Below are 23793 nucleotides of genomic sequence, written 5' to 3' on the forward strand. Positions count from 1 at the left end.
TCCTAGTTAGTGTTGATCGGCTCGGCGTAGGCGGCGTCGAAGAAGTCGAGCTCAAGTGCCACCGCGCGGCCGAAGAAGTCGCTGAGAACCTGGCGGGTCTCCTCGTCCTTCTCGCCGAGGCGGTCGACCTCGCTACGCAGGAACTCCACCAGGGTGTGGAATTCGGGGTAGTCGTGCAGCTCAATCCACTCGTTGTGGACGAAGCTCTCCGGGCGATCCTCCGGGGCCTTGACGGCCCAGTCGAGGTAGAGCCACTCGGCGACGACCAGCACACCGAGCGCCGCCGCGTAGGAGCGCGTCTCCGCCGCCTCACGCATCAGGCCGGTGAAGCCTGCCGTGGCGTCCGAGTCCGGGATCTCCTTGCGCTGCTGCTCGCTCACGCCCAGCTCGTCGAAAGAGCGCAGGAAGTAGGTGTTCTCATCGCCTGCGACCTCGCCGATGAACTGGGCCAAGCGCAGGCGCGGCGCCAGATCGTCCGCAGTGGACATAGCCGCGCCGAGCAACTGCAGGAAGCTGTCCACGAACCGGTAGTCCTGGACCAAGTAGGAGGCCATGACGCCGGGGTCAATGGTGCCGTCGAAAAGCTCCTGCACAAAGCGGTGATTGACTGCTGCATCCCACGTTTCTCGGTGGGTGTTGCGCAGCTCGTCGGTAAATCGTGCATCAGTCATAAGGACATTCCTCCGCGAATTCGAATTCGATCAGGTTCAGCGGGTGTGATCTCAGCCGGACTAGTTGCCCGGCACCCCGTGTCGTATGAGTCCACGCTACCGGAAACGCGGACTCCCCGCGGCGCCGTTTTCACGGCCTCCGCGGGGAGTCGGTACAGGTTCAAGTTGCAGTCCTTCCGCCACAGCGCCTCGTAATCACATCAGTCACTGCAACCACAACGGTTCACAACTTTAACATCAGTGGGGGAGGGGCGCCACTTTCCGCGTTGAAAAGTTTCTCAGCGGCCTAAAACTGCAGGTTTTTGGTGAAATCCTGGATAGCCTGCTGCACCTGCGGCAGCTTGAGAATGGCCCCGGCAAGGACAGCCAGTGCCGCGAAACCCAGCCCGACCGAGATCGGCGCGAAGCCGGTGTACGCGCTGCCGAGCGGTGGTTCTTTCGGCGTTTCCCAGCCATCCGGGATCTTGTCGGCGTTGTCCTTTTGCGAGGATGCTGAGCTGAACGCCTGCAGCGCCGATCCGCTGCCACTGGAATCAGCCGCCTGAGCAGCCGGAACCGAGAGCAGCGACGCCGACAACGCAGCCGCAGCGAAAGCAGTGGTGAGCTTCTTCATAGTTAGCTCTTGGCGTGGCGTTCAACGATGTCGCCGAACTCAGGCAAAACCGGGGCCACGATCTTGCCCACCTTGCCGCGTAGCGACGAATACACCTTCCCCACAGCCGCCGGCGCCCGATCCGCGAACGAATCGCCGATTTTCAGCACCGAATCGGTGACCTCGTCCTCATTGGCGGCGAGGTAGGCGCCGAACGAGTCCTTGTCACCGCCGGACTGGTACTTGTCCCAGTGCGGAGTCAGCTCCTCGACGATGTTGGGCAGGAGCTGGTTGATGCCTTTGCGGAGGGCGTCGTCGTCGACACGCGTGGCAGCGCCAACCGCTCCCTTGATTGCCATGCCAGTCACACCGGACTGGTTGGACACAGTTTCGTTGGCCAGATTGGTCAGGTCGCCCACGACAGCGTCGCGGGTGGGGTCGTTGAGAATTGCTTTCAAGTCACTCATGCCAGCTATCGTATGCAGAACTGCACAGCTCGCGCACAGCAAGGGTCGAGGTGGGGTCTTGCTGGCGTGCGTGAGTTTAGAACGGCAGGCGGAATCCGCCGTTGTTCTGCATGAACGCGAAGATGGCCGCGCCGGCGGCACCCAGCAGCGCCAAGGCACCGAGCAGGATTCCGGCACCCGATGAGCCGTTGCCAAGGGTTGGGCCGGTCTGATTCGGGGTAGTCCGGCTGGACTCACCGACGGTGAACCTGATCTGGGACGCCTTCTTCGAATTATCAGGGAAAGTGGCCATCACCGAAAATTTCACCCTTGCGCCCCGGCCGGAGTTGGCGGGAGCCTTGGCGGTCACCACGCCAGTGCTGCGATCCACCGAGGCAGTCCAGCCGCTAGGGACCTCCCCCAATGCGAAGGTGGTGCCGGCAGGAACGTTCTTCTTGGTTGGAGCAGCGCTACCAGCCTTGTTGGCCGGGATTGTCACGGTCGGGTACGTGATCGTGGCGTTGTCTCGCTGCCACTGTCCCTGCTCGGAGATGGTGAAGTACAGCGTCTCCAGCTGGGTATTGCCGTTCGGGAACCAGACTTCGACGGCTACGGTGAACCGACCCGGCAGAAGATTGCCCTTCGGCTTAACGGTCACGTCGCCCTTGTGATTTATAGTCGCTTCCACGGTGTTGCGAAGCTGCGGGTTCAGGTCGTGGCGGATCTTGAAACTCGTGCCTGCAGGCAGGGACGCGGTCTGGCGGGCGGTGGCTGTCTCATTGCCGCGCATGGTCACCGATTCCCACACCGCTTTGTGCTCGTTCAGCTTTTGCTGCGCAGTGACCGTGGCTTGGTAAAACCCAACGTGGCGGCCTGCGCGCGTTTTCACGGTCACGGGGAACTCGATCCGCTTCTGGGAATTGTTCTCCTTGTTCACCGGTGCCTTAACGGTGACGACACCTGCCGAGTCAACGGAAAATTTAAAGCCTGCATACTCAGGCTGCACGGAGAACTGGTAATCACCCTCGGGGGTGCCCTGCGGGACAATGCGCACTTCGCCGCCGAAGCCTGTCTCGGCATCGGGCCAGGTCAGGCCTCCAACGGGTGCTTTTCCCGCAGTGGTCTGGGCGGTGGCAATCGGGGCGGTGGGTGCGCTAATGCCTGCACCGACGAGCGCGGTAGCGCTAACCAGCGCGATGGCCCGCATTGTGATCTTCATGGTTGTGGTCTCCAGGCAGTCTGATTCTTATACTTAAAATTGACTGCCAGAAGAGTAGCAAAACGTCATGAAATAGTTTCAGCCCAACGTACATAGACATCCCGGGCGGTCGACGCGAAAGCGCTATTGTCCCCACGCAGCGGCTCAAGCTTGACGACGCCCCGAGCCAAAGCCTCACCCGCCGCCACCGGCGAGTCGAAAACCGGGATGCCCTCGATCCGAGCACCGGGGATCGCGGCCGCAGCGCACAGGGCGGAGTAGCTGCGGATGGCGCCGCCGTGGTGGGCGCAGAACTCGTCAGCGATGATGAGCAGTTGTTCAGGCGTGAGCGGTTTCATGAGCGGTTCAAGGGTGCTGCGGTTTCAGGTCGCTGCGGAAAAGTTTACAAACTGGATTTCTGTCTGGAACTGTTGGTGCAGGTCAGAGCGTTTCGTTGGTCTAGATCGACGACAAGCTTGTCGAGTAATCCGCACGACGCCTCCGGCGAGTCTTCTATCGGTTAGTTCTGGCGTCCGGTCCCGGTTTTATGGCCTTCGAGGGGCCTTGCCAAACCCGCTCCTGCAATCGAGTTTGTCATCGTTTGCAGGAGGCCCGGCGGCGAAGGGTTTAGGAGCGGAAAGCAGGGCCCGGCGGCCAGGGGAGGGCAGGGCCGGCGGGCGAGGGGCGAGCGAAGGCCCACCCCGAGACGCACCTCTACCCCTCACCTGGCCGGGCGCGACGGATCCGGGCTTCCATCCCGGTGTATCCGGGGATGGTGTCGCGGGCGAGCTGGGTGACGGTGGCGTCGTCAAGCATGCGAGCTGCTGCGATGGCGACCGCTCTTTTGACTGCTTCCTGTTTTGAGCACCCCCATGCGGAGGCGAGCACAGTGAGCGCGCGGTCTTCCTCGGTGGACAGTCTGAGCGTCATTGCCATGCGTGAATGGTATCAAACTGATACCGCACGCCATCTCGGGAATGGCCTCAGTGGTGCGTAGACTGACCACTGACATGTCCAGAGATAGAAAGGTCTCACATTGAGTGACGACACTTTGAGCGGTGACACCTACGACCGCATTCTCCCCATCGATATCAATGAGGAGATGCAGACCAGCTACATCGATTACGCGATGAGCGTGATCGTCGGCCGCGCGCTGCCTGATGTGCGCGACGGCATGAAGCCGGTGCACCGCCGCATTATTTACGCGATGTATGACTCGGGGTACCGTCCGGAGCGCAGCTACGTGAAGTCCGCGCGCCCGGTGTCGGACACGATGGGTCAGTTCCACCCGCACGGTGACTCCGCGATTTATGACACGCTTGTGCGCCTCGCGCAGCCGTGGGTCATGCGGTATCCGCTTGTTGACGGCCAAGGTAACTTCGGCTCCCGCGGCAACGACGGCCCGGCGGCCATGCGTTATACCGAGTGCAAGATGACGCCGCTGGCGATGGAAATGGTCCGCGATATCCGTGAGAACGCGGTCGATTTCTCCCCGAACTACGACGGCAAGGCTCAGGAGCCGGACGTTTTGCCGTCGCGTGTGCCGAACCTGCTGCTCAACGGCTCGTCCGGTATCGCCGTTGGTATGGCCACGAACATCCCGCCGCACAACCTCGGTGAGCTGGCGGAGGCCATTTACTGGATCCTGGACAACCACGACGCGGACGAGAAGACCACCCTCGACGCCTGCATGGAGCGTGTGAAGGGCCCGGACTTCCCGACGGCCGGCATGATCGTCGGCGACTCCGGCATCCGCGACGCGTACACCACCGGCCGCGGCTCGATCCGCATGCGCGGTGTGACCGAGATTGAAGAGGTGGGCACGCGCCAGGTCATCGTGATCACGGAGCTGCCGTACAACGTCAACCCGGACAACTTCATCTCCGGCATCGCCGAGCAGGTCGCTGCGGGCAAGATGACCGGCATCTCGAAGATCGAGGACGAGTCCTCTGACCGCGTGGGCATGCGTATCGTGGTCACGCTCAAGCGCGATGCGGTACCGCGCGTGGTGCTGAATAACCTGTACAAGCACTCGCCGCTGGAGACGAACTTCAGCGCCAACATGCTCTCGCTTGTCGACGGCGTACCCCGCACCCTTCGCCTGGACCAGATGCTGCGCTACTACGTGGCGCACCAGATCGAGGTCATTGTTAGGCGCACCCAGTTCCGCCTCGACGAGGCCGAAAAGCGCGCCCACATCCTGCGCGGCCTGGTCAAGGCGCTGGACATGCTCGACGAGGTCATCGCGCTGATCCGCCGTTCCCCGACGGTCGACGAAGCGCGCGAAGGCCTGATGTCGCTTCTCGACGTCGACGAGGTCCAGGCCGACGCCATCCTGGCGATGCAGCTGCGCCGTCTGGCAGCCCTCGAGCGCCAGAAGATTGTCGACGATCTCGCTGCCATCGAGGCCGAGATTGCTGACTACAAGGACATCCTGGCCAAGCCGGAGCGCCAGCGTGCGATTGTGGCTGACGAGCTGCGCGAGGTCGTCGATAAGCACGGCGATGAACGCCGCACCAAACTCGTCGCCGCTACCGGCGACGTGACCGAGGAAGACCTCATTGCCCGTGAGAACGTCGTGGTCACCATCACTGCGACCGGCTACGCCAAGCGCACCAAGGTGGACGCCTACAAGTCGCAGAAGCGCGGCGGCAAGGGCGTGCGCGGTGCCGAGCTGAAGCAGGACGACGTGGTGAAGAACTTCTTCGTCTGCTCCACGCACGACTGGATCCTCTTTTTCACCAACTTCGGCCGCGTCTACCGGTTGAAGGCCTACGAGCTGCCGGAGGCGGGCCGCGCCGCCCGCGGCCAGCACGTGGCCAACCTGCTGGAATTCCAGCCGGAGGAGAAGATCGCCCAGGTCATCCAGATCCAGACCTACCAGGACGCCCCGTACCTGGTGCTGGCTACCCGCGACGGCCGCGTGAAGAAGTCCCGCCTGACCGATTACGAGTCCGCTCGTTCCGCCGGCTTGATCGCCATCAACCTCAACGAGGGCGACACCCTGATCGGCGCGTCCTTGGTGGGCGATGACGACGACATTCTGCTCGTCTCCGAGCAGGGCCAGTCCATCCGCTTCACCGCCGACGACGAGCAGCTGCGCCCGATGGGCCGCGCCACCGCCGGTGTGAAGGGGATGCGCTTCCGCGGCGACGACCAGCTGTTGGCCATGACCACCGTGTCCGACGGCCAGTACCTGCTGGTGGCCACCTCCGGCGGCTACGGCAAGCGCACCCCGATCGCGGAGTACAACCCGCAGGGCCGTGGCGGCATGGGCGTGATGACGTTCAAGTACACCCCGAAGCGCGGCAAGCTCATCGGTGCCCTGGCAGTGGAGGAGGATGACCAGATCTTCGCCATCACGTCAGCTGGTGGGGTGATTCGTACGGAGGTGAACCAGATTCGGCCGTCGTCACGCGCGACGATGGGAGTGCGCCTGGTGGACCTCGGTGACGACGTTGAGCTGCTTGCTATCGACGTCAACGTCGAGGACGAAGGCGAGCAGGAAGCCACCGCAGTGGCCAAGGGTGAGAAGACCCTCGAGGAGGTCTCTGACACCGTCTCCAGCGCCGCCTCCACCGAAGTCTCCGGCACGGCGGTGAACGTGAACTCCGTGGAGACCGACGAGGTCGGGGAGTCGCACGACTACGAGGATGACTCTGAGGACGACTCTGAGGGTGAGGAGTAGGCCATGGCCGCACGCAACGTGACCCTCACCCGGATTCGGCCGGGCAGCGCCTTCAAGATCGGCATCCTGCTGTCGCTGATCGGCTTCGCAGCATGGCTGCTCGCCGTGACGGTCCTGTACTTCGTCATCGATGCAGCAGGTGTCGTGGACTCGATGAACTCGCTGATCGGCGGCGTCGGCGGCGAGACCGCGATCGATTTCCCGCTCGTGCTGGCCCTGGCCGGTCTGAGCGGGGCGACCGGTGTCGTCTTCGTCGCTCTCATGGCTCCGCTGACCGCGTTCATCTACAATGCGTTGGCAGACCTTGTTGGTGGCCTAGCCATCGAACTAACCGACCAGCAATAGGGCATGTGACCAGGCGATTTGGTTCTATCAAAGCGTCTGGGTAATGTTCTAGAAGTTCCGAGCGGGGCCTATAGCTCAGTCGGTTAGAGCGCATCGCTGATAACGATGAGGTCGCAAGTTCGATTCTTGCTAGGCCCACAAGTTCGGAACAAAGGGGCATTAGCTCAATTGGTAGAGCGCCTCCCTTGCAAGGAGGAGGTCAGGAGTTCGATTCTCCTATGCTCCACAGCCCAGACCCTCTAGCTTCGGCTAGGGGGTCTTCTTGCTGTGTGCGACGTCCGTAGGAGAAAGGCGGGTTAAACGACAAAATGTGTGTCTGGCTCGGCGTGTCGTGGGGGTTAGATCTGGCCTTTTTGGATGCCGAGCTCCGGGTCTCAAACTCATAAATCGAAGTGCGAAACTGCTAACTCCTGGCGGAGGGATACGTGGTCATGGTCGGGGGTCAGGGGAGAAAGGCCACGGTCTACAGCCGCGCTTAGAGGTTGGAATCTAAGAGTCAATGAAACTATGAAATGAATGGCTGAAATTCGCACTTTCATTCGCAGTTTGACACTTTGATTCTCAGTCTGATGCAAAGTGGGAATCTCAGAGACATGAACTAGACCCTTATCGTTCTTCCGGCCTGCAGTTACATCCGCGGTCCACGGGGATCATCAACCTGCCCAAAGTCGCCCGCGCGGTTTTTGGTGGCTTGGCATTCGGTGCCGGTAGTTCTAGAGGGTTGGCATTTCCCAGCTAGTCACCGCCTGAACTAGTCGGTTCGTCGCTGCATCCGGCATACGTTTGAGCATCCAGTTGCGCGCTGCCGCTATGCGAGCACCGCCGGTGTGCACAGAGCGCCCAACAAGCCTGGATTGACGCGCAATCTGCTGGCTTCGGCGCAGACGGTGCTCGTCGTAAGCGCTCAAATCCACAGTGCCCTTCTGGAGAAGCCCGGCAAGAACTGCAGCATCTTCTAGGCCCTGGCACGCGCCCTGACCGAGGTTCGGGGTCATGGCGTGGGCCGCATCGCCCACCAACACCACCTTGCCGGAGTGGTAACTCGGCAGGGGAGACGCCAACTCCTGGATGGGCAGGTACTGGATCGACTCATCCGGCGTTGAGCGAAGCAAAGCAGGAATGGGCTCATGCCACTGACCGAAGGCGTCCCTCAACTGGCTCAGGCCGGTCTCGCCGGGTTGAGCTTCCGGGCCGGTGCGGACAGCGAACCAGTAGACGCGGCCGTCGTGAAGCGGAACGGCGCCGAATCGAGCGCCTGCGCCCCAGGTTTCGAAGCCGGCGTCGAGTACCGGGCCCTCGGTGATTGCCCGCCACGCGCTGTAGCCTGCGTAACTGATTTCTGGGCCGTCAAAGCAGCTGCGGCGCACCGCGCTGCGGATCCCGTCTGCACCGACGACCACGTCGAACTGTTCCACCGCGCCGTTGGCGAAGGTGACAACGCCGGAGCTAGCGTCAACGGCCAAAGCCTCGGCGGAGGTGTGAATGCGCGCCTCAGGGATGTCGTCGATAAGCAGCGCGTGGAGCTCGGAGCGACCGAGCGCGAGTGAAGCTTTGGTGACCTCAGCTGGGATATGCGTCAGCCAATTCCCCTGGGGGTTGCGAATTCCACCCCGTAGAGGGACTTGGTTCTGTTGCAGCTCACGGAAGCGAGCGCCGATGCCTAAAGCATCGAGGGCGGCCAGACCGTTCGGGGCGAGGGTGATACCGGATCCACCGCCGCGCACCTGTGAATGACTCTCGTGAATCTGCACGTCCATGCCGTTGCGGTGAAGTGCCGCGCCCAGTGCAAGACCCGAAATGCCAGCGCCGATGATGCCTACTCTCATGGCCTCGAGCTTACTGGCCAGCGTGAACGGCTCCCCAGCCTGACTATCTCGCGTCAGGCACTGACCCGTCGACGAACACGAAGCGGGCATCGCTCATCTCCTCCAGGGCGGCGCGTACACCCGCGGCGGTTCCGGACTCGGGGTGGTTCATATGGGCCAGCACAATCGCGCCGTCAGGCGCGTCCTGGATGCGGGCGGCGACCTGACTTGCGGAAGCTTTGGCTCCGTCATCACCATTGACTGAGAACCCGGCGATGCTCACGCCGAGGTCGCGGGCAATCTGCACGGCGACATCGTCGTAGTGGGCAGTTCCGGAACGGAACCAGGTCGAATCGGCACCGAAAGAACGCAGCAACTCGCGGTTGACTTCGATCTCGTCAATAACCTCGGCGGGAGAGCTCGTACCGGCGATGCCGTAGGCGGATTGGCCATTCACCGACAAGGGTGCGTGGAGGGTGCCGTGGTTTTCGAGGCGGAAGAGGGGGTCGCTGTGAAGCGTGCGCGTCATGTCAGGGTTCTCCTCGATCCAGCGGTGGTTGAGGAAGAGCGTCGCGGGAACGCTGAACTCCCGAAGCGTATCGACGAGCGCCTCATCTACCCCCATCCCCGTCGGGCCGCCGCACGCGTCAAAGGTCAGGGCGATCGTGTGCGCGCCGGGCGTGGTGGGGACAGTGTCGGTGATGCCGTCCATGTGCAGATCGAACGTAGTGGGGGTAAGGGTCGCGTAGGTCTCAGCCGACGGCGGGGCAGTGGTGCTCGGTGTCGTGCTGGTCGGGGTGACTGCGGTGGTGCGCGTGCCGCTGGCCTGCGTGTTCCCCTCCAGATTGGCGCACCCGCCGAGCACGGCGGCACCGGCGGCGATGAGAGTGCCGGTGAGGAATTGTGCGCGACTGAACTGCTGATCCATTCCGCTTATCGTCATGGGCCGGCGGGCGGTGCGCAACAATGGCCTCCGAATTGTCCCCATCTGGGGGACGCGGCGGCGACGGGGAAGCGCGTTGACTACCAGGTATGCGTAGTTCAACGTTCATGTCTTTCAAGATCACCCCCGCGATGTGGCTGTTCGCCGCCGTGTATGTCGCCTGGGGAGTGCGGGGTTTCTTCATTCGTTTCGACGCGCCCGTGGCGATAGCGGCCAACGCCGTGCTCGCTGCCGTTGGCGTGTGGGCATTCCGGGGCGTCCTCCTGGACCATGCGCTCGGCTTGGCAGAGAATCTCCGCCAGCCTCTGCGCGTTCTCGGTGTGCTGGGCTTGTTCTTTGGGTGTCTGATTGCCGGAAGCGTCATCTTCAGTATCGCTATCAACCTGACGGGGTTGGCGGATTATGAATTGGAGAATGATGTGGCGGTGGGGGAGATCGTCGTCAAGCAATCGGCGTTGGTGAGCGTTGCGTGGATGGCTGTGCTCGGCCCGGCCGGGGAGGAGCTGTTCTTCCGCGGGTTCCTCATCCGGTTTCTCGGGCAATGGTTCGCGCCGGGATGGGCGATCGTCGCGTCGGCGTTCATCTTCGGGCTGGTGCACGCCAGCGGTGTCAGCGCGGCGGAGATGATCTTCGTCCTGCCGCACATTTTCGCAGGCCTCGGCTTCGGGCTGGTGACGTGGAAGGGTGGTATCGTGCTGTCATTCCTGCTGCATGCGGCGGTGAATACTCTGTCGCTGCTCCCGATGCTGATCCCATGATGCGAACACGTCTGACGTTTCTCACCGACATTGCGGTCCCATGCTTGATTATGGCGCTGCTGTGGATCCCGCGGCCGGAGCACGTCGCGTCCACGGCTGATGCGGCCACCGGCGCGGTCTTGTGCGTTCTCGCGGTTGCCGCTACGGCGTTGAGCAGGCGGTTTCCCGTTGTCATGCCGGTGGAGCTGCTCGTTACGACCATCGCGGGGTGGGCTCTGGAGCTGATCCGGGATCCGTTCATCGCATTGGTCGTGGAGCCCGAGACCGTGCGAACGTACCTCAAGCGCATCTTTGCCAAAACGGGGATGACGAACCGGACAATGCTGGCCGTCGCCGCCATTGAGGCGGGACTGGCGGCGCCAGGCCGTTAGGTGCGGCGTTTGGGCAGCGCGCCATGAGGACCTCACTGGCTGGCTTGCACCGGAAGGAGTGGCGTGCAGGTTATCGGCGTAGCTGAGGGTGCGTCGCGTCGACAGTGTTGGCCGCTTTCGATGTAGCTGTCCGCAGACTGTTTCTTAGTTTATCTTTACGTTATACTCATGAAACGATTTTGCAATCATTCCAGAGCGGATCTTGAGGCGGTCTACGGAACATGGATTCACGCACTAGCGGTTTCGCACGATTCACCCAGTTTCTTCAGGCACTTTTCCCGCAACGCAACGCTCGTAACGCGTCGCTCGCAACCTGCGTGATCACAGCGCTGACGGCTTCCTTCTTGGTGGCTCCGCAGGCACAGGCGGAAGATACGACGACCTACCGCGGTACGAACGGTATTGGCATTGTCACCAAGCATGTCGACGACGCGACATCAGTAAGCGAGGTCGAAGAGTCCTTCCGGACCGCCAAGGAGATGGGTGTTGAGTGGACCCGTGTTGGCGCTCCGTGGTACCACATCGAGCGCGAACGAGGTCACTACAACTGGAAGTTCCTCGACCAGACCGTTGAGATCGCTAAAAAGTACGACATCAAGGTCATGATGCAGGTCTCCACCGCACCTCAGTGGGCGACCAGCGTTGGAGACATGTCCGAGGCAGAAAAGAACTCGCTCGACCACTACAAGGACACCTACGCGCCGAAGCCCGAGTACTACAACGATTACGGGCGGTACTTCGCTGACGTGGTCAATCGCTACTCTGCCCACGGAATCGTGGACTACGAAGTGTGGAACGAGCCGTCGATGCAGGGCTTCTGGAGGGAATCCTCCGAGGACCCGAACCCGAGCCCGGAAAGCTACACCAAGCTTCTTCAGGCGACCTACCCGAAGGCGCACGCTGCTAACCCGAACGTGAACGTCATCGCTGGTGGCCAGGTTGTGCTTCCCACCTACGATGATGGCACCGTCGTCAACGGTGTGGAGTATCTCGAGCGGATGTATGACGCTGGTGCCAAGGGTAACTTCGACTCCTTGGCCCACCACCCCTACGGCATCGGTGCAGAGTACTGGGAATACAACGGCTGGGCCTACATGTTCGATGAGCCGAAGACGAAACGCTCCCCAGGCAAGTCCCTCCACTCCGTGATGTCCGCTCACGGTGACGGCCACAAGGAAATCTGGTTGACCGAGACCGGCCAGGACACCCTCAACGCCAACGAGCAGGTGCAGGCGGAGACCTACCAGGACTACATGGAGGCCTGGAACGAAACCCCCAACCTCGGGCCGATCATCTTCTACCAGCTCCACGACCGCAAGCCCTACGGATCCAATGATAAGGAAGACTACTTCGGTGTTCTCCGCGCCGATGGTTCGTGGAAGCCGGCTGCTCACACCATTAAGAACTTCACCGGCGGCGGTGACGCCACGCCGGTCGAATCCGGAGCCGTGCCGCCGGCTAACGACGACGTTGAGGTGGACTCCGGCGCACCCCTGCCGCAGACTGAAGATGACATCGAGGTGGACTCCGGCGCATCCCTCCCTGCAGAAGAATCCGAGCCCACCGAGTCCTCTGAATCGTCCGAAGCCTCCCAGCCTTCGAAGCCCGATTCCGAAGAAAAGGCCGAGGCGAACAAGGAGAAGTCCGCACAAAAGTCGGACTCCGGAGATAGCCCCTTGGCTCGCCTGTGGACATCCATCTCTGGCTTCCTGCGCAATAACGTGTGGAAGAAGTTCCTGGACTTGTTCTCCTAGTACTCCCGGTAGGACTAACCCGAAGCTCCCGGTGGGTGTGCTCTAGCGGCACGGCCTCCCGGGAGCTTTCGCTATGTTGTCCCGCTGTTGGCAGGCCGTGCGGAAAAGTTGACAAACGTTTCCCCGGTTTGGGGCACCGAAAACCTTTTGACCTGCACAAATGGCGCTAGGCAGAAATCCAGTTTGTCAACTTTTCCGCAGGAGGCGGATGCCCTTGAGTCCTCAACGCTGAGCAAACAGAAATCTCCGCGTCAAGGCCCCCCTTTGAGGCCCCGGGGGTCTCGTTTGATCACGACGAACCTGCAGTTAGCGGGGAAAACTAGTCCGCCACTCCGTCACGTTGTGCACCGCCACGCCGTGCCTATGTAACGAACACGTATCGGCTAAGTAAATAACACATGTAGAAAAGCCGAAGAACTTTGTGTACAAATTAAGAAACCTCAAGTTTCTATCAGGAGGCATGGCATGAAGAAGAACACGCGAGTCGTCGGCAGCGCGATGGCCGCTCTGGCAATGAGCATTGGGTTAGCAGTCCCGCCGGCGGCGCTGGCGCAGGAAGACCCGAGCTCTCTCTCAGAGCTGAGTTCGTTGAGCTCGGGCAGCTTTGCGGTCGACGGCTTGAGCTCGACCAGCTCTGAACTGGACGGCTCGAGCGCCGCCGACACCGGGGCGGTGATGGATGACGTCGAAGAGCCAGATCCCGTCTACCGCAGTGGTCTCCCTAACGTGACTCCGCAGGGTGAACCGGGAACCGTGCTCGCTGAGGTGCCGCTCGACCAACGCGTGGGATTAGACAGCGCATCGGAGCAGTACCGCATTGCGTACACCACCGTGAACCAGCACGACCAACCTGCAGTGAGTACTGGCGCTGTCTTCTTGCCGGAGGGTGAGAAGCCGGAGGGCGGCTGGCCCGTGCTGGCCTGGGCGCACGGGACGGTCGGCTTGGCTGATGAGTGTGCGCCGTCGATCAACCCTCTCTCCCAGGTTGAAGCAGATTACCTTAACACCTTCCTGGACGAGGGCTACGCGATTGTCGCTTCTGATTACGTGGGGCTGGATTCTCCCGGCTTCCACAGCTACCTCAACGGAAAGGTCGCATCAGAGAACGTTGTTGACTCCGTTGCTGCCGCGCACAACATGGAGATTCCGCAAGACAGTGAGCCCGTGTTCGCCGACAAATGGTCGGTGATCGGGCAGTCCCAAGGAGGCGGTGTTGCTCTCCACGTTGCCCGCCAAGCGTCGACGCTGAGTAAGGACACGGGGCTTGACTACCGAGGTGCGGTGGCAACCGGTGCGCCGGCGTACATTGAAAACCTCATGGTCACTGCTGGTCCTACCTTCCCGCGCACACCGCAGCCGGGAATCTCGGCAACCTACTCGCTGTACATTCTCGCAGCTGTCCAGGAGGCTAACCCGGACGTCGACTTCGACTCCGCGCTGACCGACGAAGGCCGTCGCATGATTGAGCAGTCCAAGAAGAGCTGCCTCTTCGAGGTTGCTGAAGCCATGGATGGGGTGAGCCTGGCGCAGGCGTTCAACAAACCGCTGCGCGAGGTACCGGGCGCGGACGCCGCGATCCGTGAATTCCTGACCACCCCGGTGAGCGGCTACGACAAGCCGGTCTTCCTGGGCCACGGTCTGTGGGACTGGGACGTGCCCACCCCGATCGGGATGGTGCTCAACTCGGAGATCTGGGCCCGCCAATTCATCGGCAACCCGCGCAACAACCGCGTTGTGGTCCGCTGGTACCCATCCGACCACGTGAACACCATGCTCATTTCTACTAGGGATTCCGTGCCCTTCCTGAACGGGGTCATGAGCTAAACCACAGGGCTTAACCCCCCCGGTTAAAACCCCCGAAACCCTAGCCCGGGCTGCTTGTCAGCCCGGGCTATACCTGTAGCTCGGGGTGGATGTCTTTGTCCATGAGGACACGCTCGCGCCAGAACCCGGCCATCGCCAGGAGGAAGGCCGCCACTCCCACGAAGGCGAGGACACCGAGGGCTTGTTCCAAACGCGGGTCGCCGGTAGAGGAACCGAAGAGGGTGTGGCGCATCAGGTCCACCGAGAAGCGCATCGGGTCCCAGGAGTGGACCCACTGGATGAAGTCCGGCTGGACTTCCGGCGGGTAGACACCGTTGGAGGCCACGAGCTGCAAAGTCATCAGCACCATGGTCAGCAGACGGCCCACGTTAGGGCCGAAAAGGGCGTTGATGGCGATGATCGAGGTGACAAACACCATCGAAATGAAGCACAGCGCGCCGAGCATCTGGCCGGGGTGCACCGGGTCGATATCCAGCAGGAAGACCTGGACGAGCCACAGGATCAGCGCCTGAATCAAGCCGATCCCCACGGCCGGGATCCAGGTGCCCATGACCACGCGCGCCGGGTTTGTACCGGAATCGATCGCACGGCGGGAGATCGGGTTGAAGATCATGAACATGATCAGGCCGCCGAACCACAGCGACAGCGACAGGAAGAACGGCGACAGTCCCTGGCCGAAGGTAGTCAGGGTGTCACCCGTCTCGTTGAGGCGGACAGGGGAGGAGGCCACGGATGAGGCGTCCTCCAGCTTGGAGCCTTCAAAGCGGGGGACTTGCTCGGCGCCTTCGGTGATTTTCAGGGCGAGTTCGCCGGAGCCGTCGTCAAGCTGAATCAGGCCTTCGTTGAGGGCTTCGACGCCGACGACGAGTTGGCGTGTGCCGTCGACAAGCATGGGCGTTTTCTCGGCTGCCGAGTCGACACCGACGACCAGCGTCTCGGTGCCATCGGTCAGTTCCCCGGTGCCCGTGACGAGCTTGCCGGAGCCGTCGTGCAACAGCTTCAACGCGGCGGAGAGGGTTTCCGCGCCATCAGCGGCCGTGTTGATGCCCTGCACGTACTCTGCAGCGGGGTCGTTGAGCTGGGAGGACAGCTCGCGGGCGCCGTCGCGAAGCTGCCGCAGCTTGCTGATCGTCTCCGGATCCAGCGCGGTATCGACCATCTGCTGCGTCTCCGGATCAACGGAAATTCCGGCCGCAGCCTGCGTCTCACGGGCCTTGTCGACCAGGTCGCGCGCTGCCGGACCGCCGACGTTTTCTAGGTCGTCGATCGCTTGGTCCAGCGCCTCATTGATCTTCCTGTTGGCCTCCTGCAGCTGTGCGAGCTGGTCGCTGACACCGGTGACTTCATCCACTCCAGCGGACACAGCGGCAGCACCGGCACCCAGCGCGTTGGTCGCCGTGCGCAGTTTGTCCATGCCGTCCGCGAGCTCGTCGGCGCCGTCCGAAGCTTCCCCGAGGCCTTCGTTGAGCTTCTTGGCGCCGTCGTCCAGCTTGTTGGCACCGTCGTCAAGCTTGTGCGCGCCATCGACGAGTTCCGGAAGCTTTTCGACGGCAGTATCAACCCCATCCTCAAGCTTGTGCACCCCGTCCTCAAGCTTCTGGGAGCCATCCTTCGCTTCACCGGCACCCTCGTGCAGTTGACCGGCACCCTCAGAGGCTTGGTCCATGCCGTCCCCGATGGTGTTGAAGCCCATGAACAATGTGTTGGTGATTTGCTCGCCGACGGTGCTACTGATCACCGCCGTCATCACACGCGCCACCTGGTTACCCAGCATGGTGGGGATGAAGCCGTTGGTGTTGTTCAGCGTGACGTTCATCTTCGCCGGGTGCGGCTCGTCAGAGTTCACGGACACTGCGGCCTCAGAGAAGTCCTCCGGGATCTCCACACCCAGGTAATAGGTGCCGTCCGCGATGCCCTGCTGTGCTTCCTCCGCGCTGACCTCGACGAAGTTCATCGGCTCGACCTTGAGCAACTCTTCTGTCACCTGGTCGCCGGCGCGCATTTCCTCCCCGTCCGGGCCCTCTGCGCCCTGATCTGAATTGACCAGCGCCACCGGGATCTTGTCCAGGTTGCCCAACGGGTCGAAGTACGACCACACGAAAATACCACCGAACAGCAGCGGTAGAACCGTAATGGCCAGCAACGCCAGCGGCGGCAAGACGCCATTGAGCAGCTTGCGGAAGTGGGTGCCCACATGAAGTCCGGAAATCATGCGCTGGCCTCCTCGGTCTGATTGGTGTGTTCGGTGTGTTCGGTCTGTTCGGTTTCAAGTTCGGGCTCGGACGGGTTGCCTGAGCGCAGATCTATGACGTGGTCCGCGTGATTGCCCGGGTCCTCGTTCACGGTGCTCACGACAACCGGTAGGTGGCGGGAGAGCGTGAGAAGGTCGTCGAGAAGCTCCCGGCGCAGCTCTGCACTGCGGATCTGATCGATGTCGTCCACGACGATCGCCACGGCGTTCTTGCGCGCGACCAGCGCGAGAAGGACGCGCAAACGGAAACGGTCCTGGACGGTCAGATCACCGACGTCGAGAGACGGGTCAAGGTCAGTCAGGCGCAACGGCTCCAGCCACGGCTTGACCAAGTCGTGGCTGAGAATGTCCTTCGGCACGAACTTGAAGAACGGTTGCGCCCAGGCGACCTGCTCGCGAATCACCTCGCGGGTGTCCACCTGGCGCTCCAAGCTGTCCAGCAGCGTGGTTCCGGCGAGCGCGACCTTCTTGAAGCGCTGGCGGGGTTTCGATGCGTCGCCAACATGCACGTCACCGCTCTTCTGGCTGAAGCGGCCGGCGAGCGTCATGCACAGCGTGGTCGCGCCGACTTCGCGCTCAGTGATCAGGAGGGTCAGGCCGTCGTAGATGTCGAACGTCAGCGGATCATCGCCTTTACGCAAAACAAGATCCCGCACGTTGAAGATGGGTTCCATTGGGTGCCCCCTCGGCTAAGTGGAGGATAGACTATCGGAAATTCATGCTGTATCATTCCGCACTGCAAGACTGTAGTCAAGGCGGGGACGATGAGATCTGACGCAAAAGCACGGCGCGAAAAAATCATTGACGCGGCATGCGACCTGCTGCGCACCCGCCCTGAATCCACCGTCACCCTCGAGGCCATCGCCGCCCGCGCCGGGGTCGGCATTGCCACTCTCTACCGCAACTTTCCCACCCGGGCGGACCTCGACGCCGCGTGCGGGCTGCGGTTGTTGACGAACGTGGGGGAGTTCATCGACGAAGCACTCACACGCTTTGCCGACGACCCCCAGGCCCACTGGGACACCTTTGTGTGGCAGCTTCTCGATTACGGTGCCGGCCCCCTCGTCGCCGCTATCGCCCATGACCGGTGGCAGCACCATCCGGAACTGTCCGCCGAACGGGCGGCCACCATGGAGGCCTTCCAAGGTGTGCTGGACAAGGCGGCGCCAGCCGGCCTGGTGCCTGCCGGGCTCACGCCGCTCGAGTTCGCCGCCGAGATGTTCGTGGTCACACGGCCTCTCGACGGCGAGATGGTGGCAGTTGACGCAGACGTGCAGCGCCGCCTTGTTGGCCGGTTGCTCACGGCCTGGAGGAACGCGGGGTAACTACCGCCGTTACTGGTTGCCGCGGGGGTTGGTGGCGTTGCGCTGATCGTCGTCAAGCGTGTCCAGCGTGGACAGCTGCTCATCGATGGAGGACAGAAGCTCCTCATCGCGCTCCGCCGGCTCCTCCGACAGCGGGCCGTGAGCCGAGTGAGCGCCAGCGGCCTCGTTCTCGACGCGGTTGCCGCTGCCGATCTTGTCGGCTGTCTCACCCTGCGCTTGGGTGCGCTGGCTCGTGGTGGTCGAGTACACGTGGGTCACAGAGCCGTCCGAATTGGTGTGCTCGTCCGTCTTCTTCACCGGACGGTGGTCCTTGCGTGGCGCCTGCTTCGGCTCCTCGCGCAGGAAGAAGTACCAGACAGCGCCACCGATCGCGGCCAGGAGAGCAAGCACGCCGGTCGCTGCGCCGATGCCCTTCGCCTGCTTCTTGCGCTTGTTCTTCTTGGCGGTCTTCTCCGCGTTCTTCAACACTCGCTTGCCCAGCTGGTCCGAGTCGAACTGGGCGCGGCGGCGGTCCAGGCGGGCGTGCGCGGCGCGGGTGATGTCACCGGCTTCGCGGCGGGCCTCGCTGAAGCGGGACTCGTCAATGATGTCGTCGATGTTGTCAATGTCCTTGAGGTCGTCTGCGTCAACACCGCGGCTCGGGTTGGCCAGAACGCGCACTGCTTCGTAGACGTTGCGCTTCTCAGCCTGGTTCAGGTCGCGGTACTGGCCGTAAAAGTGGTTGGCCACCTTCATGGCCAGACGGATATTGCGAAGGTTCATGGTGTAGGTCACCTTTCGGAGAGTTAACTTTGCCCTCCACAGTAGGTATGTCTGCGGGTTCTCGCCGTCTATAGAGTTTTAGTATCGCCTTTTGCGCGTTCTCCGGCCCTATTTCGGCCCGTTTTCGGCCTAGAAGGCGATAGTAAAATTCTATTCCGCCCGGCCCCGGGCGATCTGGACCGCTCGGTCCATTTCCGCACCGCTCAACCGCCCGGGAAGCCGAATTAAATTCACGCAGGGAACCCCCTCAACCAGCACGAACACCCCGCCCCGCCCGCTGACCTTTTGATCGCCCCGCAGCCCGGGGGTTACATTCACACACAGTTTTCCAAGTGCTGAGCCCAGCCAGTTCAACGCCCCGCTAAAGCGGAAACGTTGAACAGATAAACCTAAACCGACTAGGACGAAAGGACTCCTTCGTTGTCTGAAGGACATTTTTCGTCGAGGCTGTCGGCGTCTGCGCCCTTGGATCCCCTCGATGAAGCACCGGAACAGCCGGTTCGCACGCCTGCGCGCACGGCTTTGAGTTTCGAGCTCATCCCTCCGCGCCATGATGCTGATGAGGCCAAACTGAAGGACCTCGTTTCCGGCCTGGCGGCCTACAAACCCGACTACATTGCTGTGACGAGTTCACGGCGTTCGGGTTGGCTAGAGGGCACGGCCGACTTCATTGCGCGCCTGACCGAGTCGACGAACTTACCGACCATCGCTCACCTGGCCTGCACAGCGGGCACAGAGGAGGAACTGGCGGACTGGATCCGCCGCCTGATCGACTCTGGTGTGCGCGGCTTCCTCGCCCTGCGCGGCGACCTCCCGGAGGGGGAGACCAGCCTGCCGGAGGGCTACCTGCAGTACGCGACGCAGCTGCTCACCCTCATCCAGGAGATCGAGGAGGAGAACGCCTACCGCCTCGCCGCGGGCAAGCTCGCCCTGTCGGTGGCGTGCTATCCCTCCGGCCACGCGGAGTCGCCGACGCCGGACCTCGACTTGGACGTTCTGCTGTCGAAGCAGCGCTTGGGCGCGGACTTCGCCATCACGCAGTTGTTCTTCGCGGCCGAGGACTACCTCCAGTTCGCGGAGCAGTCGCGCATGGCTGGCGTGCGCATCCCCCTCATCCCCGGCATCATGCCTATGACCAGCCTGAAGCGGGTCGAGCGCATGGGCGTGCTGTCGGGGATTGAGGTACCGCAGACCGTGGTTGACGCGTTGTCGTCGGCCAGTACGCCGGAGGAGGAGTATGAGGCGGGTATGCAGCTCACTGTTGAGCTCACGCAGAAGCTTCTCGACGCCGGCGTTGGCGGTCTGCACATCTACACCCACAACAACCTGGCGGTGACCGAGGACCTGTTGTCTAGGCTCGGCATTGAGAAACCAACCAACTAAGGAGATACTGTGACGAATTTCCCTAAGGCAACGATCGAGGGTTACCCCCGCATCGGTGCGAACCGCGAGCTCAAGCGCGCGCTGGAGTCCTACTGGGCCGGCCGCATTGACGCTGACACGTTCCGCACCACGACGCGCGCGCTGCGCATCGACACCTACAACCACCTGCGCGACCTCGGTCTGACCGAGGACTACGCCATCCCGGCGGATGTCGCGTACTACGACCAGGTGCTCGAGACCGGCCTGACCGTCGGCCTGATCGCTGGCGGCACCGACCTGGACGAGGAGTTCGCTCTCGCCCGCGGCAACGACACCCGTGTGCCGCTGGAGATGACCAAGTGGTTCGACACCAACTACCACTACCTCGTGCCTGAGGTTGAGGCTGGCCAGGACATCACCCCGGCTCCGGAGCGCATTGTCCGCCTGGTTGAGGAAGCCCGCGAGGCTGGCCACGCTGTCCGCCCGGCACTCGTCGGCCCGATCACCCTGCTCGCGCTGGCCAAGCCGGTCGAGTGGTCGCTGCTGGACAAGCTTGTCGACGCTTACGCACAGGTCTTCGCCGCCCTCAAGGAAGCCGGCGCTGAGTGGGTCCAGGTTGCAGAGCCCGCACTGGTCGCCGACCTGTCCACCCCGGATGCTGAGCTGGCGAAGTACGCGCAGTCCGCTTGGTCCCGTCTTTTGGACGCTGAACAGCGTCCAAATGTGTACATCACCACCCCGTACGGCTCGCTGCGCGAGGGCCTGAACGCCCTGGCATCGGTGAAGCCGGAGGCTCTCCACGTCGACCTGTCCCCGTGGACCCTTGACGCTGACCCGGACTACCCGCAGCGTGTCGCTGCAGCCGTCCAGGATGGCACCACCCTCGTTGCCGGCCTCATCGACGGCCGCAACGTCTGGGCCGCCAACCTACGCGAAAAGGTCGAGGTCCTGGGCAAGCTCGGCACCGCCGACGCACCGCACGTGTCCACCTCCACCTCCCTGCAGCACGTGCCGCACACCCTGAACGCCGAGAAGAACATCCCAGTCGAGGTCGCACCGTGGCTCTCGTTTGCCGACGAGAAGATCGAAGAGATCACAGCTCTCGTTGCCGGCGAGGGCAACGCACCGGAGGCGTTCGGCCGTTCTGACCGGGCTGTCCGCACGCGTGCAGAGTCCACTCGTATTCACAACGCGGACGTCGTCAAGCGTGTTGAGGACCTGCCGACCGGCGAGGTCCAGCGCCAGCCGCTGTTCGCCGAGCGCAAGGAAGCACAGAAGGAGCTCGGCCTGCCGGCGCTGCCGACCACCACGATCGGTTCCTTCCCGCAGACCAAGGAGATCCGTGAGGCACGTGCGGCGCACCGAAACGGTGAGCTGAACGATGAGCAGTACACCGAGGCTCTGAAGCAGGAAGTCAAGCAGGTCATCGAGCTCCAAGAGCGCCTGGGCCTGGACGTCCTGGTCCACGGCGAGCCGGAGCGCAACGACATGGTGCAGTACTTCGCTGAGCTTCTCGACGGCTTCGTGGTCACCGAGAACGGCTGGGTCCAGTCCTACGGCTCCCGCTGCACCCGTCCGCCGATCGTTGTCGGCGACGTCTCCCGCCCGGAGGCCATGACCACCGAGTGGTCCGCCTTCGCGCAGTCCCTGTCCGACCACCCGGTCAAGGGCATGCTCACCGGCCCGGTGACCATCCTGGCCTGGTCCTTCAAGCGTGACGACGTGCCGCTGTCCGTCTCCGCCGACCAGATCGGCGTCGCTCTCGCCGACGAGGTCGCCGACCTGGAGAAGGCCGGCATCAACGTCATCCAGATCGACGAGCCCGCCCTGCGCGAGCTGCTGCCGCTGCGTGCCGACGACCGCCCGGCCTACCTCGACTGGGCCGTCCGCGCCTTCCGCCTCGTCGCCCTGGAGGCGCAGCCGACCACGCAGATCCACACCCACCTCTGCTACTCCGAGTTCGGCCAGATCATCGATGCCGTCGCCGGCCTGGATGCCGACGTCACCTCCATCGAGGCCGCACGCTCCAAGATGGAGCTGCTCGAGGACATCGACGAGACCTTCCATGCCGAGATCGGCCCGGGTGTCTACGACATCCACTCCCCGCGCATCCCGTCCAAGGAAGAGATGGTCGAGCTCATCAAGGCCGCCCTGGAGAACGTTCCGACCGACCGCCTCTGGGTCAACCCGGACTGCGGCCTGAAGACGCGCGGCTACGCCGAGGTCGAACCGGCCCTGGCCAACATGGTCGCCGCCCGCGACGAGGTCGTCGGAGGCCTCTAAGACTCGAAGGTCCCAGGCCCCTAAGGTCCGAGCCCCTGAGCCTCCGAGGCTTACAACCACTTTCAAACGGCTAACCCCGGGAACCGTGTACATGGTTTCCCGGGGTTTCCGTCGTTTTGGAGAAGGGGCTCCAGGCCCCGGCCGTGCGCTCCAGTGGACCCGCGTGGATCTCGATTACATCCACACCACTGACCGCCGGTAAAACCCCAGGTCAGATTTAGTGGCTGCGGTAACTAGGTAATCGAGATCCACGAGTCCACGGGCCACCACCACGGGCCCCTACGCGAACGCGCCGATGCCGGTCATCTTCTGGCCGAGGATCAGGGTGTGCATCTCGTCGGTGCTGAATATGTAACGAAACCTACGCAGTGCATTGCTCTATTTGTGCAGATTGGGTAGTATTTTAATCAATCGAGACCCCCTCCAAGCTTCTCATCGGAACAGCGCAATATGAGAGGGGGGCTTGTTATTCTTAGCACTGTGAACAGGCGGAAAGACTACCTGTCGGTCCAAGAGCAGGTCGAGAAAATCAAGGATCGAGGACTTAGCATCCCATCCGAGAAAGCCGTCGCTCGTTTCCTGGAACGGAATAACTACTACCGTTTCTCTGGCTATATGCGCTATTTCCAAAAGGACTTGGCGCATGGTGAAGATGAATTCATTGCTGGTGCTACGTGGGATGAAATCGTCGATCTGTACGAATTGGATGCACGCTTGAGGTCTCTCCTGCTCGACGGGATCCAACTCGCTGAGATTTCTACTCGAACCGCGTTCGCTCTGAGTGAGGGCGCGAAACATGGTCCGTACGAAAGCTTCCTTAGGTCCACGTCTTACAAGCTGCCTAAAGATCCTTCAGTGAAGCCGACGCACAAACTGATTGCTAGTGAGCTTCAACGATCGAAGGAGCCGTATATAAGTAAATACCGCAAAGATGCAGCTGGGAGGGGTCCTGCCTGGTTGAGAGACGTACCGGTGTGGGTGGCCGTTGAAACGTTCTCGTTGGGAACGCTTTCTAAGGCGATCACTTACAGGAATGACGCTGGTGCTGTGTATGGAGAAACTTGTTCTACCCTCGGGGTTGGTAAACCTTTTCTTGCCAGCCAGCTGCGTTCCTTCACCTTTGTGAGGAATAAGTGTGCTCACTCATCACGCTTGTGGAATTGTTTCGTTCTTGACCAGCCGAAAGTGCCAACGAGTGCGAAGAACCGGGCCGAACGAACCTTAGGTGAACCCTATGAACCAAACTCCGTGATGGCGACAATCGTTGCCCTGGATAACTTCCTTTTCCGCACTGGCATGCGTGTGGGCTTCCTCGATGAGTATCTAGAACTTGCAGCTGGAAAGCCGGCTTTTCGTCGAGGGATATCCGATCCGCAGAATTCTTAAGGGCTCTTTTGATTCCTGAAGGATGGCCC

Annotated in this window: 21 protein-coding genes, 2 tRNA genes and 1 riboswitch; of the genes, 12 read left to right on the forward strand and 11 right to left on the reverse strand. The window is 62.1% G+C overall.

The annotated features are described in order from the left end of the window. Positions 1-2 precede the first annotated feature (2 nt). The 6 genes from KBX18_RS02155 to KBX18_RS02180 form a co-directional block, all read right to left on the reverse strand. Positions 3-671 carry a TenA family protein gene (locus tag KBX18_RS02155; RefSeq protein ID WP_255994647.1) on the reverse strand — a complete coding sequence of 223 codons (669 nt, stop codon included), beginning with the start codon at positions 669-671 and terminating at the stop codon, positions 3-5. Further along, a riboswitch (TPP riboswitch) is annotated at positions 662-760 on the reverse strand. Its footprint overlaps the gene before it by 10 nt. Positions 761-957: 197 nt before the next feature. Then, positions 958-1284: a hypothetical protein gene (locus KBX18_RS02160; RefSeq protein ID WP_005287657.1), complete on the reverse strand. Its 327-nt coding sequence runs from the start codon at positions 1282-1284 to the stop codon at positions 958-960. A 2-nt stretch (positions 1285-1286) separates the two neighbouring features. Beyond that, entirely contained in the window at positions 1287-1730 is a 444-nt protein-coding gene (locus tag KBX18_RS02165; RefSeq protein ID WP_005287654.1) for a hypothetical protein, read from the reverse strand. 76 nt (positions 1731-1806) lie between these two features. Further along, the gene (locus tag KBX18_RS02170; RefSeq protein ID WP_005287651.1) at positions 1807-2928 is read right to left on the reverse strand and encodes a YPDG domain-containing protein; all 1122 of its coding nucleotides are present in this window, start codon (positions 2926-2928) and stop codon (positions 1807-1809) included. A gap of 65 nt (positions 2929-2993) precedes the next feature. Next, complete coding sequence (locus KBX18_RS02175) at positions 2994-3266, reverse strand: TetR family transcriptional regulator (protein ID WP_255994648.1); 273 nt, start codon at positions 3264-3266, stop codon at positions 2994-2996. Positions 3267-3621: 355 nt separating this feature from the next. Beyond that, positions 3622-3843, reverse strand: coding sequence for a CopG family transcriptional regulator (locus tag KBX18_RS02180; RefSeq protein ID WP_255994649.1), 222 nt, complete (start codon positions 3841-3843; stop codon positions 3622-3624). A 100-nt stretch (positions 3844-3943) separates the two neighbouring features. Here KBX18_RS02180 and gyrA point away from each other — a divergent pair, with 100 nt between their 5' ends. The 4 genes from gyrA (at position 3944) to KBX18_RS02200 (ending at position 7166) form a co-directional block, all read left to right on the forward strand. Beyond that, the gene (gene gyrA, locus KBX18_RS02185; RefSeq protein ID WP_255994650.1) at positions 3944-6595 is read left to right on the forward strand and encodes a DNA gyrase subunit A; all 2652 of its coding nucleotides are present in this window, start codon (positions 3944-3946) and stop codon (positions 6593-6595) included. 3 nt (positions 6596-6598) lie between these two features. After that, entirely contained in the window at positions 6599-6940 is a 342-nt protein-coding gene (locus KBX18_RS02190; RefSeq protein WP_005287639.1) for a DUF3566 domain-containing protein, read from the forward strand. Between the two features lie 64 nt (positions 6941-7004). After that, positions 7005-7078: transfer RNA gene (locus KBX18_RS02195), tRNA-Ile, on the forward strand. A gap of 15 nt (positions 7079-7093) precedes the next feature. Then, positions 7094-7166: transfer RNA gene (locus KBX18_RS02200), tRNA-Ala, on the forward strand. Between the two features lie 487 nt (positions 7167-7653). On the opposite strand, the gene KBX18_RS02205 is transcribed toward KBX18_RS02200, so the two are convergent. After that, positions 7654-8766 carry an FAD-dependent monooxygenase gene (locus KBX18_RS02205; protein ID WP_255994651.1) on the reverse strand — a complete coding sequence of 371 codons (1113 nt, stop codon included), beginning with the start codon at positions 8764-8766 and terminating at the stop codon, positions 7654-7656. 43 nt (positions 8767-8809) lie between these two features. Continuing rightward, a complete protein-coding gene (locus KBX18_RS02210) occupies positions 8810-9790 on the reverse strand; it encodes a polysaccharide deacetylase family protein (protein ID WP_255994652.1) in 981 nt (326 codons plus the stop codon). On the opposite strand from KBX18_RS02210, the gene KBX18_RS02215 reads away from it, so the two are divergent. The 4 genes from KBX18_RS02215 (at position 9778) to KBX18_RS02230 (ending at position 14395) form a co-directional block, all read left to right on the forward strand. Continuing rightward, entirely contained in the window at positions 9778-10446 is a 669-nt protein-coding gene (locus KBX18_RS02215) for a CPBP family intramembrane glutamic endopeptidase (protein ID WP_083770232.1), read from the forward strand. The two genes, KBX18_RS02210 and KBX18_RS02215, sit on opposite strands and share 13 nt — an antisense overlap. Next, positions 10443-10817: a hypothetical protein gene (locus tag KBX18_RS02220; protein ID WP_255994653.1), complete on the forward strand. Its 375-nt coding sequence runs from the start codon at positions 10443-10445 to the stop codon at positions 10815-10817. The genes KBX18_RS02215 and KBX18_RS02220 overlap by 4 nt, the downstream gene beginning before the upstream one ends. Positions 10818-11038: 221 nt before the next feature. Continuing rightward, on the forward strand, positions 11039-12571 hold the full coding sequence (locus KBX18_RS02225; RefSeq protein ID WP_255994654.1) for a beta-galactosidase: 1533 nt from the start codon (positions 11039-11041) through the stop codon (positions 12569-12571). A 465-nt stretch (positions 12572-13036) separates the two neighbouring features. Continuing rightward, positions 13037-14395, forward strand: a complete 1359-nt coding sequence (locus KBX18_RS02230; RefSeq protein ID WP_255994655.1) for a S9 family peptidase — start codon at positions 13037-13039, stop codon at positions 14393-14395. Positions 14396-14462: 67 nt separating this feature from the next. Here the strand turns inward: KBX18_RS02230 and KBX18_RS02235 are convergent, their stop codons facing one another. Together KBX18_RS02235 and KBX18_RS02240 are read right to left on the reverse strand one after the other, a co-directional pair. After that, on the reverse strand, positions 14463-16607 hold the full coding sequence (locus KBX18_RS02235; RefSeq protein WP_255994656.1) for a YhgE/Pip domain-containing protein: 2145 nt from the start codon (positions 16605-16607) through the stop codon (positions 14463-14465). After that, a complete protein-coding gene (locus KBX18_RS02240; protein ID WP_255994657.1) occupies positions 16604-17320 on the reverse strand; it encodes a hypothetical protein in 717 nt (238 codons plus the stop codon). The genes KBX18_RS02235 and KBX18_RS02240 overlap by 4 nt, the downstream gene beginning before the upstream one ends. A 90-nt stretch (positions 17321-17410) precedes the next feature. On the opposite strand from KBX18_RS02240, the gene KBX18_RS02245 reads away from it, so the two are divergent. Then, positions 17411-17971 (forward strand): TetR/AcrR family transcriptional regulator, encoded by a 561-nt coding sequence (locus tag KBX18_RS02245; RefSeq protein ID WP_255994658.1) that lies wholly within the window; start codon positions 17411-17413, stop codon positions 17969-17971. A 9-nt stretch (positions 17972-17980) separates the two neighbouring features. Here the strand turns inward: KBX18_RS02245 and KBX18_RS02250 are convergent, their stop codons facing one another. Further along, positions 17981-18733 (reverse strand): hypothetical protein, encoded by a 753-nt coding sequence (locus KBX18_RS02250; protein WP_255994659.1) that lies wholly within the window; start codon positions 18731-18733, stop codon positions 17981-17983. Between the two features lie 420 nt (positions 18734-19153). Between KBX18_RS02250 and KBX18_RS02255 the strand changes: the two genes are divergently transcribed. The 3 genes from KBX18_RS02255 (at position 19154) to KBX18_RS02265 (ending at position 23764) form a co-directional block, all read left to right on the forward strand. Next, on the forward strand, positions 19154-20116 hold the full coding sequence (locus tag KBX18_RS02255) for a methylenetetrahydrofolate reductase (protein ID WP_255994660.1): 963 nt from the start codon (positions 19154-19156) through the stop codon (positions 20114-20116). Between the two features lie 9 nt (positions 20117-20125). After that, complete coding sequence (gene metE / locus KBX18_RS02260; protein ID WP_255994661.1) at positions 20126-22378, forward strand: 5-methyltetrahydropteroyltriglutamate--homocysteine S-methyltransferase; 2253 nt, start codon at positions 20126-20128, stop codon at positions 22376-22378. 480 nt (positions 22379-22858) lie between these two features. Continuing rightward, positions 22859-23764, forward strand: coding sequence for an Abi family protein (locus tag KBX18_RS02265; RefSeq protein WP_005287603.1), 906 nt, complete (start codon positions 22859-22861; stop codon positions 23762-23764). Positions 23765-23793: the final 29 nt, after the last annotated feature.

Origin of the sequence: Corynebacterium sp. CCUG 69979 (assembly GCF_024454095.1) — a bacterium.
Taxonomy (GTDB): Bacteria; Actinomycetota; Actinomycetes; order Mycobacteriales; family Mycobacteriaceae; genus Corynebacterium; species Corynebacterium genitalium.

What these genes read in the sequence shown, in the direction of transcription:
- KBX18_RS02155 (WP_255994647.1), bottom strand. Translation starts at nt 671, where the DNA reads ATGACTGATGCACGATTTACCGACGAGCTGCGCAACACCCACCGAGAA.
- KBX18_RS02160 (WP_005287657.1), bottom strand. Translation starts at nt 1,284, where the DNA reads ATGAAGAAGCTCACCACTGCTTTCGCTGCGGCTGCGTTGTCGGCGTCG.
- KBX18_RS02165 (WP_005287654.1), bottom strand. Translation starts at nt 1,730, where the DNA reads ATGAGTGACTTGAAAGCAATTCTCAACGACCCCACCCGCGACGCTGTC.
- KBX18_RS02170 (WP_005287651.1), bottom strand. Translation starts at nt 2,928, where the DNA reads ATGAAGATCACAATGCGGGCCATCGCGCTGGTTAGCGCTACCGCGCTC.
- KBX18_RS02175 (WP_255994648.1), bottom strand. Translation starts at nt 3,266, where the DNA reads ATGAAACCGCTCACGCCTGAACAACTGCTCATCATCGCTGACGAGTTC.
- KBX18_RS02180 (WP_255994649.1), bottom strand. Translation starts at nt 3,843, where the DNA reads ATGGCAATGACGCTCAGACTGTCCACCGAGGAAGACCGCGCGCTCACT.
- KBX18_RS02190 (WP_005287639.1), top strand. Translation starts at nt 6,599, where the DNA reads ATGGCCGCACGCAACGTGACCCTCACCCGGATTCGGCCGGGCAGCGCC.
- KBX18_RS02205 (WP_255994651.1), bottom strand. Translation starts at nt 8,766, where the DNA reads ATGAGAGTAGGCATCATCGGCGCTGGCATTTCGGGTCTTGCACTGGGC.
- KBX18_RS02215 (WP_083770232.1), top strand. Translation starts at nt 9,778, where the DNA reads ATGCGTAGTTCAACGTTCATGTCTTTCAAGATCACCCCCGCGATGTGG.
- KBX18_RS02220 (WP_255994653.1), top strand. Translation starts at nt 10,443, where the DNA reads ATGATGCGAACACGTCTGACGTTTCTCACCGACATTGCGGTCCCATGC.
- KBX18_RS02225 (WP_255994654.1), top strand. Translation starts at nt 11,039, where the DNA reads ATGGATTCACGCACTAGCGGTTTCGCACGATTCACCCAGTTTCTTCAG.
- KBX18_RS02230 (WP_255994655.1), top strand. Translation starts at nt 13,037, where the DNA reads ATGAAGAAGAACACGCGAGTCGTCGGCAGCGCGATGGCCGCTCTGGCA.
- KBX18_RS02235 (WP_255994656.1), bottom strand. Translation starts at nt 16,607, where the DNA reads ATGATTTCCGGACTTCATGTGGGCACCCACTTCCGCAAGCTGCTCAAT.
- KBX18_RS02240 (WP_255994657.1), bottom strand. Translation starts at nt 17,320, where the DNA reads ATGGAACCCATCTTCAACGTGCGGGATCTTGTTTTGCGTAAAGGCGAT.
- KBX18_RS02245 (WP_255994658.1), top strand. Translation starts at nt 17,411, where the DNA reads ATGAGATCTGACGCAAAAGCACGGCGCGAAAAAATCATTGACGCGGCA.
- KBX18_RS02250 (WP_255994659.1), bottom strand. Translation starts at nt 18,733, where the DNA reads ATGAACCTTCGCAATATCCGTCTGGCCATGAAGGTGGCCAACCACTTT.